Origin of the sequence: Arthrobacter sp. BL-252-APC-1A (assembly GCF_009696625.1) — a bacterium.
Taxonomy (GTDB): domain Bacteria; phylum Actinomycetota; class Actinomycetes; order Actinomycetales; family Micrococcaceae; genus Arthrobacter_B.
This window is the reverse complement of the sequence record NZ_VULS01000001.1, coordinates 502,868-520,428: the sequence shown is the minus strand read 5'-3', so window position 1 is coordinate 520,428 and position 17,561 is coordinate 502,868. Positions and strand designations below refer to the sequence as shown.

Sequence of the window (17,561 nt, the reverse complement as noted above, 5' to 3'; positions counted from 1 at the left end):
TCCTGCCTTCCGTTACTGGTGCCTGGTGTCCGGAGACGCAGACGGTGCGTGGGGGAACCGGCGGGGCGGTTCCCGTCCGGAGCATGCCATCCAGCTTGGCACAGCGGAACAACCCAAAACCGGGACTTGATGGTTCTGTGCCGGGACTGAAACCTGATTGAGACCCAGACGATGCCAAGCCGAGACATACGCTGTAATACACGTCACACAGCCCGTTCCTGCAGGGGCGGCCGCAGTCCGGATATGCGCCTGCAGCGAAGAAGTCCGGCGCACAGACGTGCCGATCCGGTAGAATTAAGTAGGCTGTGCACACTGTTTACCGAAGGCCCCCGAGGGCCAGGCGCAGCCAAATATGAATCCAGTCTTCCAAAAGGGGCGATGAGAGGCCGAGGGGCCGCATATATGACCGAAACTTCAGCAGGAATCGGCACCATCCGCGAGGACCAGCAGACGATCGTCTTTGACTCAACTGAGCATATGGTCCAGTCACTGGGGGCCAACGACGAGGCCCTGAAAATCATCGAGACCTCCTTCCCGGAGGTTAATCTCCATGTCCGCGGCAACGAACTCTCCGTTTCCGGCCCGGCCTCCGAAGTGGAACGCACCGTCCGCCTGGTCAATGAAGTCCGCGTTCTTGCCCGGCACCAGACCCGGGTGACGCCTCAGGTCCTTGAGCAGCTCATCACCATGCTGCGCGACCAGAGTGCTGAACGGCCGGCTGAGGTGCTGACGCAGAACATCCTCTCGACCCGCGGGCGCACGATCCGTCCCAAGACCCTGAATCAGAAGAACTACGTTGATGCGATCGACCGCAACACCGTCGTCTTTGGTATTGGGCCGGCCGGCACCGGCAAGACGTACCTGGCCATGGCTAAGGCAGTGCAGTCCCTGCAGCAGAAGGAAGTCAACCGGATTATCCTGACGCGTCCTGCTGTGGAAGCCGGTGAGCGCCTGGGCTTCCTGCCCGGCACGCTCAACGACAAGATCGACCCGTACCTTCGGCCGCTCTACGATGCGCTCCACGACATGATGGATCCGGAATCGATTCCCCGCCTGATGGCTGCCGGGACCATTGAAGTGGCACCGCTGGCATACATGCGCGGACGCACGCTCAATGATGCGTTCATCATCCTGGACGAGGCCCAGAACACGACGCCGGAACAGATGAAGATGTTCCTCACCAGGCTCGGGTTCGGCTCGAAGATGGTGGTGACCGGCGATGTCACGCAGGTCGATCTGCCGGGAAGCACAACGTCAGGGCTGCGGATCGTCCACGAAATCCTTGACGGAATCGAGGATGTGCACTTCTCGGAGCTGACGGCCACGGACGTGGTCCGCCACCGCCTGGTCAGCGACATTGTGACCGCATACAGCGAATGGGATGAAGAACGCCGTTCCCGCACCGGTTCCCGCAGTGCCGGGCAGGAGAAGAAACGATGAGCATCGAAGTCAACAACGAGTCAGCCGTACCGGCGGACGAGGAGGCGCTTGCCCGGCTGGGCCGGTTCCTGCTCGATGCCATGTACGTGCATCCGGAAGCCGAGCTGTCCATCATCCTCGTGGACGAAGACGCCATCGAGAAACTGCATATCGAATGGATGGACCTGCCCGGGCCTACGGACGTCCTGTCCTTCCCGATGGATGAACTGCGTCCCGGATCGCCCGGCAGGCCAACGCCCGCCGGAGTCCTGGGTGACATTGTGCTCTGCCCGCAGGTCGCGGCGCGCCAGGCTGAGGCCGCAGGACACGGGCTCGAAGACGAGCTGCTCCTGCTGACCACCCACGGGGTGCTCCACCTGCTTGGTTATGACCATGCCGAACCGGAGGAAGAAGCCGAGATGTTCGGGCTTCAGCGGCGGCTGCTCTCCGACTACACGGGCAAGGAAGCCCCGAAGGAGACGCGCAGTTGAGCGTAGGCGTCCTAGTGGTCATGGCCATCGCCTTCGTGGTGCTGGCCGGACTCCTTACCGCCGCAGAGGCAGCCTACGGCTACCTTCCGCGACACGAAGCAGAAGCGCTGCTGACCGGCCGCGCCGGCAAGCCGCTGAAGAGGATCCTCCAGCACCCTGTGGCGCACATGCACGCGCTTCGGTTCTGGCGTGTCTGGTTTGAAATGGCGACGGCGGTCTCCGTTGCCATCGCCTTCCAGCTGGTCGTTGAAAACCTCTGGCTAGCAGGCCTCCTGGCAACCGTCACGATGGCGGCGGTGGGCTTCGTCCTGGTAGGAGTCTCTCCGCGGCAGATCGGACGCCGGCACGTCACCGGCGTCGTGGTCCTGACTGCCGGTCTGGTGAGCGTGCTCCGCATCATCCTCGGCCCCATCCCGGGATGGCTGGTGAAGATCGGCTCTGCCGTGGCTCCAGGCACCCAGGGACCGGACGCAGCCTTCTTCACCGAAGAGGAGTTCCGCGAACTGCTGGACCGCGCCTCAGAGGCAGACATGATCGAGAACACTGAGGCGGAGCTGATCCATTCGGTGTTCGAGCTGGGGGACACCAAGGTCCGTTCGGTCATGGTTCCCCGGACAGACATGGTCTGCATCGACTCCGGATCCACACTCCGCCAGGCAATGTCCCTCTTCCTGAGGTCGGGCTATTCACGGGTGCCGGTAATCGAGGACAGTGCCGACCAGATTGTCGGCATTCTCTACCTGAAGGACGTCGCAGCCCAGATGCACGGCAGGTCTCCGGAAGCCGGGACCCAGGCTGTTGACGGCTTCTGCCGACCCGTGCGCTACGTCCCCGAATCAAAGGCGGTAGGGGAGCTGCTGCAGGAACTGCAGCGCGAGTCCACGCATGTTGCGGTCGTGATTGACGAATACGGCGGCACGGCGGGACTGGTCACCCTTGAAGACCTGATCGAAGAGATCGTCGGCGAGATTGTTGACGAATACGACTCCGAGCGTCCGGAGATCGAAGACCTGGGCGACGGCCGCTACAGAATCAGTTCCAAGGCCGGGATCGATGATCTCGGGGAGCTGTTCGACGTCAGCCTGGAAGACGACGAGGTAGACACCGTGGGCGGCCTGCTGGCCAAGGCGCTGGGCCGTGTGCCCATCGTGGGCAGCGAGGTGGCCGTGGAGTCGATCGTCCTTCACGCCGAAAGGCTGGAGGGGCGGCGTAACCGTGTTTCCCATGTCCTGGCCTGGCGGCAGCCCCAGGACGGCGACGAACAAACTACAGCAGCGGCCCAGCAGGACCGCCCGAAAACAACAGAATTGGTACCCCGAAATGACTGAACCCACGTTCCGTGCCGGATTCGTGTCCCTGGTGGGCCGGCCAAACGCCGGTAAGTCCACACTGACGAATGCCCTCGTTGGCCAAAAAGTGGCCATCACCTCAGCAAAGCCGCAGACCACCCGGCACACCATCCGCGGAATCGTGCACCGGGACGACTCCCAGCTCATCCTCGTGGATACCCCGGGGCTGCACCGTCCGCGCACCCTCCTGGGACAGCGCCTGAATGACCTTGTGGCTGACACCCTGGCCGAGGTGGACGCCATTGGTTTCTGCCTGCCGGCCAACGAAGCGGTTGGTCCGGGCGACCGGTACATTGCAAATCAGCTCGCCGCCGTGAGGGGGAAGCCGATTGTTGCCCTGGTGACCAAGACCGACCTGGTGGACCGGGCAGCCCTGGCAAAGCAGCTTATGTCGGTAACAGCGCTGGGAACCGAAGTCATGGGCGAGGCCGGATGGGCCGACGTCGTTCCGGTTTCGGCCGCAGACGGGTTCCAGGTGGACACCGTTGCGGACGTTCTGGCCTCCCACATGCCTGCCTCACCGCCGTTGTATCCGGACGGTGAACTCACCGACGAGCCCGAGGCGGTTATGGTTGCTGAGCTGGTCCGTGAGGCCGCCCTGGAAGGCGTCCGGGACGAGCTTCCGCACTCCCTTGCCGTGGTTGTCGAGGAAATCATCCCGCGCGAAGGGCGCAGCGAGGAGAACCCGCTGCTGGATGTCCGTGTGAATCTCTATGTTGAGCGCCCCTCGCAGAAAGCGATTATCATAGGGCGGGGCGGTTCCCGCCTGCGCGAAGTGGGAACCAACGCCCGCCGGGGGATCGAGGCACTGCTTGGGACCAGGGTTTACCTGGACCTGCACGTCAAGATTGCCAAGGACTGGCAGCGCGACCCCAAGCAGCTGGTCAAGCTGGGCTTCTAACCGGACGGGAAATCGTCCGCAGCGGGTCCAGAGCATCTTCCCAGACGCAGCCCGTACACTTTGTACATCCAATTTTCGCGAGCCATAATTCACTGATCCATGGGAGGGACCGGCTATGCCATCACGCCGTGCCGCTGCAGGTCCTGGTCCCTCCGGATCCGGATTGCCAAGCCGACGCCGGACTGCCGCAGTTCCGGGCGGCCGCCATCTGGGCAACGGTGCTGCCCGCGGCGGGCACCCCGTACTGGCCGCCCTGGCCCTGGTGCTGTCCCTGACCCTTGTGTCCGGGCTCGTCTTTGCCGGCGTGCAGCTGCTGCGCCTGCAGAGCAACTTCGATACCAAGCCGCTGAACATTGGCCAGAACCAGGACGAGCTTCCGGGGGACACGAACCGGGACGCCATGCAGATCCTGGTGCTTGGCACCGACAACCGCGAAGGCCAGGATTCGAACAACTCCGACGTCATGATGCTCGTGAACATGGCAGCGGACCGGTCCCACGTAACTGTTGTCAGCTTCCCGCGCGACCTCCTTGTGGCGCTTCCGGCCTGCACCGATCCCGAGTCCGGACTGCAGTATGAGGCCATGGACCTGGGCCAGCTGAACGGCGCACTGGGCAACGGAGGCCCCGGATGCACCGTTGCAGCCATCAACCAGCTAACCGGCCTGAGCATTGACCACTTCATGATGGCCGACTTCAACGCGGTCAAGGAACTTTCCAACACCCTTGGCGGTGTTGAAGTCTGCGTGAACCAGCCTGTGGATGACCCGTTGTCAGGGCTGAACATCCCGGCCGGCGTTTCAAGTATCCAGGGCGACCAGGCACTGGCGTTCCTGCGCACCAGGCACGGCTTCGGCAACGGCGGTGACGAAGGCCGTATCAAGGCGCAGCAAAGCTTCCTGGCGTCCATGGTCCGCAAGGTCCAGGGCGAAGGAACACTGAACAACCTGCCCCGCCTGTATTCAATTGCCGACACCGTGACCAAGAACCTCACCGTCGACGACGGACTCACCGACATCCCCACCCTGATCGCCATGGCCGGCAGGCTCAAGGACGTAGACCTGGGCAACGTTGCCTTCGTGACTGTCCCGGTGGTTCCCTACGAACTCGATCCCAACCGCCTCGTCCTTGACGAGACCGCAGCGCAGCCCCTGTTTGATGCACTGGTCGCTGACCAGCCCATCGGGGTTGCCGGGGAAGCCGAAGAACCCGGCACTGAAACCCCCGGCACCGAATCTGCCGCGCCGGAACCCTCAGCGCCTGCGATCGACCCCGCCACCATTCCCGTGACCCTGCTGGACGGGATCGACGGAACCGAAAGCGGCCGCGACGCCGAGCTCGCCGAGTACCTGCTCAGCGAAGGATTCACGCAGGCCCTGGCCGGTGGACTGTCACAGTCAACAACACCCGGTACCCAGATCTTCTTTACTCCCGGGTACGACGAAATGGCCCTCGAAGTAGCTGAGGCCCTGAACATTCCCGCCTCCCAGGTCAGCGCCAGCGCCGTGGTGAGCGGCGTCGTCGTGCAGGTTGGTTCCGACTTCACCAAGGGCAACGTCATGGAGGACACCGGGGACCTCGGCGGGCTGACCGGGCAGACTGCGGCACAGGTTACGTGCCAGTCGGCCTTCGGTTACTAAGCTTTCCGAGCCCCCGGAACCTGCGTGCTAGTCTGGGCAGGTGCGCGCAGAGAACCTCCTCCTTAGCTGCCGCGGCGAGGCCACACGAACAACTGTTTAGGCCGAACCCTCGCTGCGGAGTTTGTGTTGCCCGGCCACCATTTCTGAAGCTCTACAAGAAAAGGCCACCCCAGATACCATGCGAAACGCACAGCAGCCCTCCGGCATGCCGATCCACAAATATGTTCCGTTCCAGGACCAGATCGCCGTTGATCTGGCAGACCGTACCTGGCCCGACAAAGTGATCACCAAGGCCCCCCGCTGGTGCGCAGTCGACCTCCGTGACGGCAACCAGGCGCTGATCGACCCGATGACCCCCGAACGCAAGCACAAGATGTTCGATCTGCTTGTGAACATGGGCTACAAGGAAATCGAGGTCGGCTTCCCCTCAGCCTCCCAGCTGGACTTCGACTTTGTCCGCCAGCTCATTGAAGGCGACCGGATTCCCGACGACGTTACGATCCAGGTGCTCACACAGTCCCGGGAACACCTCATCGAGCGCACCTATGACGCCCTCGAAGGTGCAGACCGCGCGATCGTCCATCTCTACAACTCCACCTCTGTCCTCCAGCGGAAGGTCGTGTTCAACACCGACCAGGACGGTATCGTGGACATTGCCCTGAACGGCGCCCGGCTCTGCAAGAAGTACGAAGAGCAGCTGAGCGGCATCGATGTCACGTATGAATACTCCCCGGAGTCCTACACGGGCACCGAACTCGACTTCGCACTGCGGATTTCCAACGCCGTTGCCGAGGTCCTTGAAGCATCCACGGACCGCCAGATGATCCTGAACCTGCCCGCGACGGTGGAAATGGCGACTCCGAACGTTTACGCGGACTCCATTGAATGGATGCACCGCAACCTTGCCAACCGCGAGGCCATCATCCTGTCGCTGCACCCGCACAACGACCGCGGCACCGGCGTCGCAGCCGCTGAGCTGGGATACCTGGCCGGCGCTGACCGGATCGAAGGATGCCTCTTCGGCAACGGAGAGCGCACCGGAAACGTTGACCTGATCACCCTGGGCATGAACATGTTCAGCCAGGGCATCGACCCTCAGATCGATTTCTCGAACATGGACGAAATCCGCCGCACGGTCGAATACTGCAACCAGCTGCCGGTGCCGGAACGTTCACCCTACGGCGGAGACCTTGTCTTCACGGCCTTCTCCGGCTCCCACCAGGACGCCATCAAGAAGGGCTTCGAGTCCATGGAGAAGGAAGCCGCAGCAGCCGGCAAGTCCGTGGACGAGCTCGAGTGGGGCGTTCCGTACCTGCCCATCGACCCGAAGGACATTGGCCGGAGCTACGAAGCCGTAATCCGGGTGAACTCCCAGTCCGGCAAGGGCGGAGTGGCTTACCTGCTCAAGAACGAGCACAACCTGGACCTGCCCCGCCGTGCACAGATCGAGTTCTCCGGCGTCATCCAGCGCCGTACGGACACCGTTGGCGGAGAAGTCACCGGCGCGGAGCTGTGGCGGGTCTTCCAGGACGAGTACCTGCCCACGTCCCCTGATACAGGTGCCGAACCGTGGGGCCACTATGCGCTGACCTCCGTCACAGCCGACACTGCAGAGAACGGTTCGTTCCTGCTGACCGCCAGCCTGCGTGCAGGCGGCGTCCAGCAGCGCCGCGTCGCCTCCGGTACAGGTCCTATCGACGCCCTGCTCCAGATCCTGAGCCAGGACGGCGTGGATGTCCGCCTGCTCGACTACTCCGAGCACGCACTCTCCGCCAGCGGCAAGGCAATGGCTGCCGCGTACGTTGAGCTCGCCGTCGGCGAGCGTGTGCTGTGGGGCGTTGGCATTGACTCCAACACCACGCTTTCTGCCTTGAAGGCCGTGGTTTCCGCAGTGAACCGGGCGATCCGCGACGCTTCCGGCGAGTAGCACAGCCGCCGGCTGCCAACCGGTGCAGGGCGCGCCCGGCTGCAGCTGCAGCCGGGCGCGCTGCTGCGTGGGAAAATGGTCCCGTGGCCAATAAATCATTCGCTTCGCGGACCTACCGCGATGAGGGAGTGGTCCTGCGCACCCACAAACTGGGTGAAGCAGACAGGATCGTCATCCTCCTGACGCGCAACCACGGCCAGGTCCGTGCGGTGGCCAAGGGAGTGCGCCGCACCTCAAGCAAGTTCGGTGCCCGGCTGGAGCCCTTTATGGTCGTGGACCTGCAGCTCTCCCACGGCCGCAGCCTGGACATCGTGACCCAGGCCCAGACCAAAGGGGCCTATGGGGCCGGAATCGCAGCAGACTACGCCCGTTATACTGCTGCAGCAGCGGTGGCCGAGACTGCCGAACGGCTTACCGATGCGGACGGTGAATCCGCGAATGCCCATTATCCGCTGGTCATCGGGGCGATGGCGGCGCTAAGCCGGGGCGCACACCCGCCTGAGCTCATACTTGATTCGTATCTCCTTCGGGCGCTGGCCACCGCCGGATGGGCCCCAACGTTCACCGATTGCGCCCGCTGCGGGGCACCGGGGCCGCACTCGGCGTTTTCCGCACCCCTTGGGGGAGCTGTCTGTCCGGTGTGCCGCCCTCCGGGTTCCGCGTCTCCGTCTGCGGAAACGATGGAGCTGCTGGCCGCACTGCTCAGCGGTGACTGGGAACATGCAGACTCCTCCGGTCCCCAGCCGCGGCGTGAATCCGCGGGACTGGTGGCCAGCTACCTGCAGTGGCACCTGGAACGCGTCGTAAAGTCCCTTCAACATGTGGAGCGTGTGTAAGTCTTGGTCCCTCCCCGCAATTCTCCGACGCCGCCCTGGCCGCACCCTTCCGGGGCCGTGCCTCCGCCTGTCCCCAGGGAACTGGTCCCAGGGCACGTGGCAATCGTGATGGACGGCAATGGCCGCTGGGCCAACCAGCGCGGCCTGCCGCGCACGGAGGGCCACCGTGCCGGTGAAGCCGCGCTTCTGGATGTGATGGCCGGTGCGGTGGAGATCGGCATTCAGCACGTGTCCGTCTACGCGTTCTCTACTGAAAACTGGAAGCGGTCACCTGAAGAGGTGCGGTTCCTGATGGGCTTTAGCCGGGATGTGCTCCGCCGCCAGCGCGACCAGCTCGATGAATGGGGGGTACGGATCCGCTGGTCCGGACGCCGCCCCAGGCTCTGGGGTTCCGTGGTGAAGGAACTCGAGGTCGCAGAGGAACAAACCAGGAACAATACGACGTGCACGCTTAACATGTGTGTGAACTACGGCGGCCGCGCCGAAATCACCGACGCCGTCAGCGCGATCGCGGAAGACGTCAAGAACGGGAAACTGCGTCCCGGCAGCATCTCGGAGAAGACGATCCAGCGCTACCTCGATGAGCCGGACCTTCCCGACGTCGACCTTTTCCTGCGGACCTCCGGCGAGCAGCGGCTCTCCAACTTCATGCTCTGGCAGTCTGCCTACGCCGAGATGGTCTTTATGAACACGCTCTGGCCGGACGTTGACCGGCGTACGCTTTGGGAGGCCGTTGAAATCTATGCGCGGCGGGACCGGCGGTACGGGGGAGCGGTGGACCAGGCGGCGGCGGGCTCCTAGCCCGGCCCGGCGCCCAGCAGGTAGGCCCTGGTCCACCGGTCCATTCCCCGGTAAACCAGCCTGCGCACCGGTTTGGCAGAGAGCAGGATGTCGTGCAGGGCGCCGTCAAAGCGGAGGACTGTGACAACCGGCCCCAGCTGCAGGGCACGCTGCACCATAAGACTGACGTCAAGCACGCTGTCCGACGTCATCATCGACTCGTTCCAGGTGGTGCCGATAGTGGAACGGGCAGATGTCATCACCAACACCGGGCAGTCAATTGACAGGCCCTTGGCAACCTGCGCGTGTCCGGCCAGGACAGCGGAGATCCAGCCGGCCCGGATCGGCCAGCTGCCCGGGGGTTTCCACACGGGATCCAGTTCCCACTCGCCGTCGGCCTCGTTGCTCAGCGACCGCCAGTAGTAGTCGAGCTCGGGAATTTTCAGGCGGGCCTTGGGCCTCGTGCGGGCGAGCGGCTCCAGCAGGCCGGCTGCGGCGTTGCGTGCCAGCGAGCTGCCGCGCAGTTCAAGCCAAGGACTGTTTAGGATCAGGGTTTCCAGCCTGCCCGGATTCCGGTGTGCCCACAGTGAGGCAACCAGGCCGCCGGTTGAGTGGGCCATTAGGGACATCCGCACCGGAGTCCCGGCGCCGCGGCTGGACCTGATGTCCTCTGTGGCGGCGGCCAGCGCCGACTCAATGTCGGCGTCGTACTCGGAGAGGTCCGTAATAAAGCCTTCGGACTGTCCCGGGCGCAGGCTGCGGCCGTATTTCCTCAGATCCAGCGCATAAAAGGCCACGCCGCGTTCCGCCCAGAAGGCAGCCAGTTCCGTCTGGAAGAAGTAGTCAGCCCAGCCGTGGATGTAAACCACGGCGTGAACCGGCGCAGGCTCCACCGGTCCGCGCATCCGGGCGATCCGCTCACGCACTTTGGCCGCCAGCGTCGGGGCAGGGGGAGGCTCAGGCGTGTAGGAGACCAGGGTGGCGGCGACCGGGCCTTCGTCATCCTCGCCAAGGTCCAGTGTCAAGCAGCGGTATCCGTGCCCCAACCTGTCCGGTTGCCAGTTCTGCGCCATATAACGAAAATACACGAATCGGACGTGCCGTCCGGACCGCGATTTGGTGCAGGACACCCGGGGTGAAAGCATTAAAACATGCGCGTCTACCCCACGTTCTTCCGGGTTGTCTTCTCCGGAATGGACCCCGAAAAAGCCCACAAGATCGGTTATGAAGCCATCCGTGCGATGGCCTTTACCCCGGCTGCCCCGGTGCTGCGTGCCCTGACCCGGCCGTCGCCGGAGCTGGCCACGGAAGCACTGGGCCTCACGTTCCCGTCACCTTTTGGCCTTGCCGCGGGTTTCGACAAGGAAGGGGCTGCCGTTGTGGCACTGGCGAACCTGGGGTTCGGACACGTGGAACTGGGAACGGTTACGGCACAGGCGCAGCCCGGAAGCGCCAAACCCCGCCTGTTCCGGCTGGTCGAAGACCGTGCAGTCATCAACCGGATGGGGTTCAATAACGACGGCGCCGCCGCCGTCGCGCCGCGGGTCCGGAAAGCCGTGGACGGCCTGTACCGCCGCTGGGGCCGGACGCGCCCGATTGTCGGCGTGAACATCGGGAAGACCAAGAAGGTCGGGCTCGAGGATGCGGTGGAGGATTACCTTGCCAGCACGCGGCTCCTCGCCGCCGACGCCGACTACCTCGTGGTAAACGTGAGCTCCCCGAATACCCCGGGTCTGCGCCAGCTGCAGAGCATCGATTCGCTGCGTCCACTGCTGACCGAAGTGGGCCGCACAGCCGACGAGACGGCCGGAAGGCACGTGCCGCTGCTCGTCAAGATTGCGCCGGACCTCACTGATGAAGACATTGACGACGTCGCCCGGCTGGCCCTGGACCTGAACCTGGACGGGGTAGTTGCCACCAACACCACCATTCAGCGCGAGGGCCTGGTCACTGACCCAGAGACTGTTATTGCTGCGGGCGTGGGCGGGCTGAGCGGTGCTCCGCTGAAGCAGAGGTCCCTTGAAGTGCTGCGCCGCCTGCGGGCCGCGCTGGGGGAGGGGCCGGTGATCATCTCCGTGGGCGGTGTTGAAACCGGAGACGATGTCCAGGAACGGCTCGACGCCGGCGCGAACCTGGTTCAGGGCTACACGGCCTTCCTGTATGAAGGTCCCTTCTGGGCCGGACGCATCAACCGGCGGGTCCGGCAGCTCCAGCGCCGCCGCGGCTAGTCTGCCGGGACGGCATCCGTCCGCCCAGCGCGGGGGATCCGGCGGTGACGGCGGGCGCCGGACACTATGCAGACACAGGAAAAGGGACCGGTTCAACAGTGAACCGGTCCCTTTTCCTGCTGTATGAGGCTGTTAGGAAACCTTGTCTCCGCGGCGCACCTGGGGCTTGGGCAGGCGGAACCGGCGCAGCTGCAGGGCGCGGGAGATCCCGTACCAGACGTCTCCCTGGTTGGGGGCGCCAAACTTTTCGGTGAGCCGGCGGCGCAGGAGGAAGCGGATGCGGAAGCTGTCGACCACCACCAGGACAATCAGTGCCCAGAAGGCCATCAGGATGAAGCTCTGGATAGTGAGGTTCTGGATGAAGCTGGCCACCACAAAGACGGCGGCGGCAATCATCACGAACTCGCCCACGTTCCAGCGGGCATCCACCACGTCACGGACAAAACGCCGGTTCGGTCCCTTGTCCCGCAGCGGAAGGTAACGCTCGTCGCCCGTATCGAGGGCAGCACGGGTCTTCAGGCGCTCCTCACGCATGGCGGCGCGGCTGGCTTCGCGGGCAGCCTTGCGGTCATTGGGCACCAGGGGACGCTTGCGGGCGGCAACCTGGTCCTTGCGCCTGGGGGTGGGAGCACCCTTGCCGGCGGAGGTGCCTGCCTTCGCTGACTCCGTGGCCTGGGCCGCTGCGTGGTCCACAGTTTCCTGCGCGGTGGGCGCTTCTTTCTTTCGTCCGAACACTCATCAAGGATACCTGACCCGCGCGTGGCCTGCGCGAGCTTACCGGTGGACGCCACATGGCTGCGGCAGCGGTACGGGGGAAGCGGGTGCCTCGAACCCGGCCGGGGTGCGGTTGTAGGGTTTGCCATATGACTTCGACACCCGAATCCTCCAGCAGCCTCCCGGACGAAGCTGCGCTGCGCAACAGCGTGGCCGCTGCCTTTCCCCGGACACTAGAAGACCTCACCAGGCTGGTTGCCATACCCGGCATCGCCTGGGATTCGTTTGACCCAGAGAACCTTGACCGTTCCGCAGACGCCGTGGCGGAGCTGCTCCGCGGCGCCGGACTGGACGACGTCCAGATCCTGCGGGTGGACAACAACGGCAAGCCGGGCGGGCCCGCCGTCGTCGCGCGCCGTCCGGCAGCCCCCGGCAAGCCGACCGTGCTGCTGTACGCCCACCACGACGTCCAGCCCCCGGGAGATCTTTCCCTCTGGGAAACCGAGCCGTTCACTGCGACGGAGCGCAACGGCCGGCTTTACGGGCGCGGCGCGGCCGATGACAAGGCCGGAATCATGGTCCACGTCGGAGCGCTGCGTGCCCTCGACGAAGTCCTCGGCGCGGACTCCGGCGTCGGAATCACTTTCTTCATCGAAGGGGAGGAAGAAGCTGGTTCCCCCACCTTCCGCACGTTCCTGGAGACCCACCGCGACCTGCTGCAGGCCGACGTCATTGTCGTCGCAGACTCCGGCAACTGGAAGGTGGGCACTCCGGCGCTCACCACCAGCCTCCGCGGCCTTGTTGACGGAACCTTCGAGGTGCGCGTACTCGGCCACGCAGTGCACTCGGGCATGTTCGGAGGTCCGGTACTGGACGCACCGACACTGCTCGCCCGGCTGATCGCCACTTTCCACGACGAACGCGGCAACCTCGCCATCGAAGGCCTGGAAGGGTTTGACGACGCAGAGGTGGATTACCCGGAGGAGGACTTCCGACAGGATTCTTCCGTCCTGGATTCGGTCCGGCTGGCGGGGGAGGGGTCTATCGCCTCAAGGCTCTGGACCAAACCCGCACTGTCCATCATCGGCATCGATGTTCCCTCGGTCGCCATGTCTTCGAACACGATCCAGCCTTCGGCGCGTGCCAAGTTCAGCATGCGCCTTGCGCCTGGACAGGATCCGGAAGCGGCCATGGACGCCATGGCCCGCCACCTGGCAGCCAATGCGCCGTTCGGTGCAGAGGTTGTGTTTACACCGGGGGAGCGGGGCAACGCCTTCGCCACCGACACTGCGGCACCCGCGGCCCAGACCGCACTGTGGGCACTTGAAGCGGCCTGGGGCACCAAACCCGTGGAGATGGGTGTCGGCGGCTCCATTCCCTTCATCGCCGATCTCGTGGAGGTGTTCCCGGCAGCCCAGATCCTGATCACCGGGGTGGAAGATCCTGATTCGCGGGCACACTCGGCCAACGAGTCGCTGCACCTGGATGATTTCCGGAACGCCGTCCTCGCGGAGGCCCTGCTTTTGGCACGCCTGGGAATGCCCGAAACCCCTTAGGCCGTTAGAGCTGTAGGGGTGCGCCGACGTACCATTGAGTGAACTGGCTCCGGTCCCGTTAGCCGACGGCACAAACGGGACCGGGCGCCCGGACGGAAAGAGAGAAGCAATGAGCACTTCCACGAGTGAGAACGCTGGCCTGGTTGGAACCGAAGCAGCCGAAGAACTGCCCACGCACGACGTGATGCTGTCCGAGGTTGCCGCCGGCAAGGTCCGCTCCCTCCTTGAGCAGGAGGGCCGCACTGACCTGCGGCTGCGGGTTGCCGTTCAGCCCGGGGGCTGCTCGGGCCTGATCTACCAGCTTTACTTCGACGAGCGTGTGCTCGACGGCGATGCGGTTCGCGACTTCGACGGCGTTGAGGTCATCGTCGACAAGATGAGCGTGCCGTACCTGGCCGGAGCCTCGATCGATTTCGAAGATACGATTTCAAAGCAGGGTTTCACCATCGACAACCCCAACGCCGGTGGCTCCTGCGCCTGTGGAGACTCCTTCCACTAGGCCCGAAAACACGGCTTTCGAGCCGTAATAGAGGGTATTTTGCCCGGCACGCGGTGCAGTCTGTCACTGGACAGCACCGCGTCCGGGGTAAGCTCTACACGTAGTAGTAAAACTGATCGTGCGCAGCTGGGGGGATTTTTCTGTCCGCTGTGCCGCACTTGCACGTAACAAGAGGAAGGGCCGTCTGTGAGTTCGCAGGACCGAACCAGCAGCCGACGCGCCAGGATCTTAAAGATCTCAGCCGTAACGTCGGCCGGCGCGTTGTTTTTATCGGGTTGTTCATCAGATGTCCAAAAGGGCTGGCTGCCCACGGAACGGGACACCACCAACCACACCGGCCGCATCATGGACCTCTGGGTCAATTCATGGATTGCCGCGCTGGCCGTTGGTATCCTCACCTGGGGCCTGATCCTCTGGTGCATCATTGCCTACCGCCGCAGGAAGAATGAGACCGGCTACCCGCGCCAGCTCAGCTACAACCTGCCGCTGGAAATCTTCTACACGGCGATTCCGCTGTTCATGGTCCTGGTGCTCTTCTTCTTCACCGACCAGGACATCCGCGCCCTCGATGCCCGCGACGATAACCCGGACGTTATTGTGGACGTCCGCGGCAAGCAGTGGGCCTGGGACTTCAACTATGTCAAGGAAGACAAGTACTACAGCGGTGTCCAGGTAAACCTGGACGGCGAGGAAAAGTCCCAGGACGAATTCCCCACGCTGTACCTGCCTGTCAACAAGTCTGTTGAACTGCAGCTGAACTCCCGCGATGTCATCCACTCGTTCTGGGTACCGGCATTCCTGCAGAAGCGCGACATGATTCCGGGCCGCACCAACTACATCACCCTCACCCCGCAGCAGGAGGGCACCTTCGAAGGCAAGTGTGCCGAACTCTGCGGCGAGTACCACTCTGAAATGCTCTTCAACGTGAAGGTCGTCTCCGAGGCCGAGTACGAGGCCTACGTGGCCACGCTGGAAGATGGCCAGCTGGGCGCTGAATACGACCGCAACACCAACCTGAATCCGACGAAGTAAAGGAGGTAGGAGGAAAGCTATGACTACCCTGGAATACACTTCGGAGGAAGCAGGCACCCGGGTCGCCCCGCGCGTCGTGCCGGTCTCCAAGGGACGCATCGTCGTCAATTGGATCACCTCCACTGACCACAAGACCATCGGGTACATGTACCTGATCGCGTCATTCATATTCTTCTGCCTCGGCGGCGTGATGGCCCTGGTCATCCGTGCCGAGCTGTTTGAACCCGGTATGCAGATCCTGCAGACCAAGGAACAGTACAACCAGCTGTTCACCATGCATGGCACCGTCATGCTGCTGATGTTTGCAACCCCGCTGTTCTCCGGCTTCGCCAACGTGATGATGCCGCTGCAGATCGGTGCTCCCGATGTTGCCTTCCCTCGACTGAACGCGCTTGCGTTCTGGTTCTTCCTCTTCGGCAGCATCATTGCCGTGTCCGGGTTCATCACCCCGCAGGGCGCCGCGTCCTTTGGCTGGTTCGCTTACGCACCGTTGTCCAATACAACGTTCTCGCCAGGTGTCGGCGGTGACCTCTGGGTCTTTGGCCTTGCACTTTCGGGCTTCGGTACCATCCTCGGTGCAGTCAACTTCATCACCACGATCATCTGCATGCGTGCCCCGGGCATGACCATGTGGCGTATGCCGATCTTCACCTGGAACACCCTGGTGACCGGTATCCTCATCCTGATGGCGTTCCCGCCGCTGGCTGCCGCACTGTTTGCACTGGGTGCTGACCGCCGCTTCGGGGCTCATATCTTTGATCCGGAAAACGGCGGAGCTGTTCTCTGGCAGCACCTGTTCTGGTTCTTCGGCCACCCCGAGGTGTACATCATCGCCCTGCCGTTCTTCGGCATCGTCTCGGAGATCTTCCCGGTCTTCAGCCGCAAGCCGATCTTCGGCTACAAGGGCCTGGTTTACGCAACGATCGCCATTGCTGCCCTGTCCGTGACCGTGTGGGCACACCACATGTACGTGACCGGCGCCGTCATGCTGCCGTTCTTCGCCTTCATGACCATGCTGATCGCCGTTCCAACAGGCGTGAAGTTCTTCAACTGGATCGGCACCATGTGGCGCGGATCGATCACGTTTGAGACGCCGATGCTCTGGAGCATCGGCTTCCTGATCACCTTCCTCTTCGGTGGCCTGACCGGCATCATCCTCTCCGCTCCGCCGCTGGACTTCCACGTGTCGGACACCTACTTCGTGGTTGCGCACTTCCACTACGTGGTCTTCGGTACCGTCGTCTTCGCGATGTTCGCAGGCTTCTACTTCTGGTGGCCCAAGTGGACCGGCAAGATGCTCAACGAACGCCTCGGCAAGATCCACTTCTGGCTCCTGTTCCTGGGCTTCCACGGCACGTTCATGATCCAGCACTGGCTGGGCGTCATCGGCATGCCGCGCCGCTACGCTGACTACCTCGTGGAAGACAACTTCACCGCGATGAACCAGTTCTCCACGATCGCCTCCTTCGTCCTGGGTGCCTCACTGATCCCGTTCTTCTGGAACGTCTACATCACCTGGCGCCACGGCAAGAAGGTTGAAGTTGATGACCCGTGGGGCTTCGGTGCCTCGCTCGAGTGGGCTACTTCCTGCCCGCCGCCGCGCCACAACTTCACGTCGCTGCCCCGAATCCGTTCGGAGCGTCCGGCCCTGGACCTGCACCACCCGGAACTGCAGCAGACCGTCACCAACGAGTCCGCACCCGGCCAGGTCTACGGTTCGGCTGACCGCAAGGAGAGCGTCAAGTGAAAATCGAGGCAAAGCTCTTCCTCCTGATGGCTCCGTTCTTCGCAGTCGTTGGCGTTGTCTACGGCTACCTTGTGGACTGGATGGAACCGGTTGGCTTCCTTGCACTGTTCCTGACGGCCGGCATGTCCCTGATGATCGGGTACTACCTGATGTTCACGGCTCGCCGCGTGGGCATGCGTCCGGAAGACCGGCTTGATGCTGAAATTCACGAAGGATCCGGCGAACAGGGGTTCTTCAGCCCCTGGAGCTGGTGGCCGCTGGTCCTGGCGACCGCCTGCGCCGGTGGATTCCTCGGCCTCGCTGTGGGCTGGTGGGTGCTGTTCATCAGCGCCGGCCTGGCAGTTGTGGGACTTGTTGGCTGGGTCTACGAATACAGCCGCGGCAACCACGCACACTAGGCTCACGCCCGGTAACTAAGATCAGTTGAACCGAAGGACCCGCAG

16 protein-coding genes are annotated in these 17,561 nt (G+C 63.5%); 14 read left to right on the top strand and 2 right to left on the bottom strand.

All coding sequences use genetic code 11. From position 1 onward, the window contains the following. Positions 1-402 precede the first annotated feature (402 nt). The 8 genes from FYJ28_RS02415 to FYJ28_RS02380 all read left to right on the top strand — a co-directional run bounded on the left by FYJ28_RS02415 (position 403) and on the right by FYJ28_RS02380 (position 9,363). Complete coding sequence (locus FYJ28_RS02415) at positions 403-1,440, top strand: PhoH family protein (protein WP_229780107.1); 1,038 nt, start codon at positions 403-405, stop codon at positions 1,438-1,440. Further along, the gene (ybeY, locus tag FYJ28_RS02410; RefSeq protein ID WP_055241032.1) at positions 1,437-1,910 is read left to right on the top strand and encodes an rRNA maturation RNase YbeY; all 474 of its coding nucleotides are present in this window, start codon (positions 1,437-1,439) and stop codon (positions 1,908-1,910) included. The genes FYJ28_RS02415 and ybeY overlap by 4 nt, the downstream gene beginning before the upstream one ends. Positions 1,911-1,930: 20 nt before the next feature. Beyond that, positions 1,931-3,238, top strand: a complete 1,308-nt coding sequence (locus tag FYJ28_RS02405; RefSeq protein ID WP_404322202.1) for a hemolysin family protein — start codon at positions 1,931-1,933, stop codon at positions 3,236-3,238. Further along, positions 3,231-4,160 (top strand): GTPase Era, encoded by a 930-nt coding sequence (era, locus tag FYJ28_RS02400; protein WP_154578124.1) that lies wholly within the window; start codon positions 3,231-3,233, stop codon positions 4,158-4,160. The genes FYJ28_RS02405 and era overlap by 8 nt, the downstream gene beginning before the upstream one ends. Before the next feature lie 163 nt (positions 4,161-4,323). After that, entirely contained in the window at positions 4,324-5,799 is a 1,476-nt protein-coding gene (locus FYJ28_RS02395; RefSeq protein ID WP_229780106.1) for an LCP family protein, read from the top strand. Between the two features lie 178 nt (positions 5,800-5,977). Then, entirely contained in the window at positions 5,978-7,726 is a 1,749-nt protein-coding gene (gene leuA / locus FYJ28_RS02390; protein WP_055241034.1) for a 2-isopropylmalate synthase, read from the top strand. 83 nt (positions 7,727-7,809) lie between these two features. Then, the gene (gene recO, locus FYJ28_RS02385) at positions 7,810-8,562 is read left to right on the top strand and encodes a DNA repair protein RecO (protein ID WP_326831452.1); all 753 of its coding nucleotides are present in this window, start codon (positions 7,810-7,812) and stop codon (positions 8,560-8,562) included. 3 nt (positions 8,563-8,565) lie between these two features. Then, complete coding sequence (locus FYJ28_RS02380; protein WP_055241036.1) at positions 8,566-9,363, top strand: isoprenyl transferase; 798 nt, start codon at positions 8,566-8,568, stop codon at positions 9,361-9,363. Here FYJ28_RS02380 and FYJ28_RS02375 read toward each other — a convergent pair. Further along, positions 9,360-10,367 carry an alpha/beta hydrolase gene (locus FYJ28_RS02375; RefSeq protein ID WP_229780099.1) on the bottom strand — a complete coding sequence of 336 codons (1,008 nt, stop codon included), beginning with the start codon at positions 10,365-10,367 and terminating at the stop codon, positions 9,360-9,362. The genes FYJ28_RS02380 and FYJ28_RS02375 overlap by 4 nt on opposite strands. Positions 10,368-10,493: 126 nt before the next feature. Between FYJ28_RS02375 and FYJ28_RS02370 the strand changes: the two genes are divergently transcribed. Continuing rightward, positions 10,494-11,570 (top strand): quinone-dependent dihydroorotate dehydrogenase, encoded by a 1,077-nt coding sequence (locus FYJ28_RS02370; protein ID WP_154578122.1) that lies wholly within the window; start codon positions 10,494-10,496, stop codon positions 11,568-11,570. 132 nt (positions 11,571-11,702) lie between these two features. Here FYJ28_RS02370 and FYJ28_RS02365 read toward each other — a convergent pair whose 3' ends face one another. Continuing rightward, the gene (locus tag FYJ28_RS02365; protein ID WP_055241039.1) at positions 11,703-12,305 is read right to left on the bottom strand and encodes a DUF3043 domain-containing protein; all 603 of its coding nucleotides are present in this window, start codon (positions 12,303-12,305) and stop codon (positions 11,703-11,705) included. 128 nt (positions 12,306-12,433) lie between these two features. Between FYJ28_RS02365 and FYJ28_RS02360 the strand changes: the two genes are divergently transcribed. The 5 genes from FYJ28_RS02360 to FYJ28_RS02340 all read left to right on the top strand — a co-directional run bounded on the left by FYJ28_RS02360 (position 12,434) and on the right by FYJ28_RS02340 (position 17,516). After that, a complete protein-coding gene (locus tag FYJ28_RS02360) occupies positions 12,434-13,840 on the top strand; it encodes a dipeptidase (RefSeq protein ID WP_154578121.1) in 1,407 nt (468 codons plus the stop codon). Between the two features lie 109 nt (positions 13,841-13,949). Beyond that, on the top strand, positions 13,950-14,339 hold the full coding sequence (locus tag FYJ28_RS02355) for a HesB/IscA family protein (RefSeq protein WP_055241041.1): 390 nt from the start codon (positions 13,950-13,952) through the stop codon (positions 14,337-14,339). A gap of 186 nt (positions 14,340-14,525) precedes the next feature. Beyond that, positions 14,526-15,371, top strand: a complete 846-nt coding sequence (gene ctaC / locus FYJ28_RS02350) for an aa3-type cytochrome oxidase subunit II (protein ID WP_055241042.1) — start codon at positions 14,526-14,528, stop codon at positions 15,369-15,371. A 19-nt stretch (positions 15,372-15,390) separates the two neighbouring features. Beyond that, complete coding sequence (gene ctaD / locus FYJ28_RS02345) at positions 15,391-17,118, top strand: aa3-type cytochrome oxidase subunit I (RefSeq protein WP_055241043.1); 1,728 nt, start codon at positions 15,391-15,393, stop codon at positions 17,116-17,118. Beyond that, positions 17,115-17,516 (top strand): cytochrome c oxidase subunit 4, encoded by a 402-nt coding sequence (locus tag FYJ28_RS02340; RefSeq protein WP_055241044.1) that lies wholly within the window; start codon positions 17,115-17,117, stop codon positions 17,514-17,516. The genes ctaD and FYJ28_RS02340 overlap by 4 nt, the downstream gene beginning before the upstream one ends. The last annotated feature ends 45 nt before the right edge of the window (positions 17,517-17,561 follow it).

What these genes read in the sequence shown, in the direction of transcription:
- FYJ28_RS02415 (WP_229780107.1), top strand. Translation starts at nt 403, where the DNA reads ATGACCGAAACTTCAGCAGGAATCGGCACCATCCGCGAGGACCAGCAG.
- ybeY (WP_055241032.1), top strand. Translation starts at nt 1,437, where the DNA reads ATGAGCATCGAAGTCAACAACGAGTCAGCCGTACCGGCGGACGAGGAG.
- FYJ28_RS02405 (WP_404322202.1), top strand. Translation starts at nt 1,931, where the DNA reads ATGGCCATCGCCTTCGTGGTGCTGGCCGGACTCCTTACCGCCGCAGAG.
- era (WP_154578124.1), top strand. Translation starts at nt 3,231, where the DNA reads ATGACTGAACCCACGTTCCGTGCCGGATTCGTGTCCCTGGTGGGCCGG.
- leuA (WP_055241034.1), top strand. Translation starts at nt 5,978, where the DNA reads ATGCGAAACGCACAGCAGCCCTCCGGCATGCCGATCCACAAATATGTT.
- FYJ28_RS02370 (WP_154578122.1), top strand. Translation starts at nt 10,494, where the DNA reads ATGCGCGTCTACCCCACGTTCTTCCGGGTTGTCTTCTCCGGAATGGAC.
- FYJ28_RS02360 (WP_154578121.1), top strand. Translation starts at nt 12,434, where the DNA reads ATGACTTCGACACCCGAATCCTCCAGCAGCCTCCCGGACGAAGCTGCG.
- FYJ28_RS02355 (WP_055241041.1), top strand. Translation starts at nt 13,950, where the DNA reads ATGAGCACTTCCACGAGTGAGAACGCTGGCCTGGTTGGAACCGAAGCA.
- ctaD (WP_055241043.1), top strand. Translation starts at nt 15,391, where the DNA reads ATGACTACCCTGGAATACACTTCGGAGGAAGCAGGCACCCGGGTCGCC.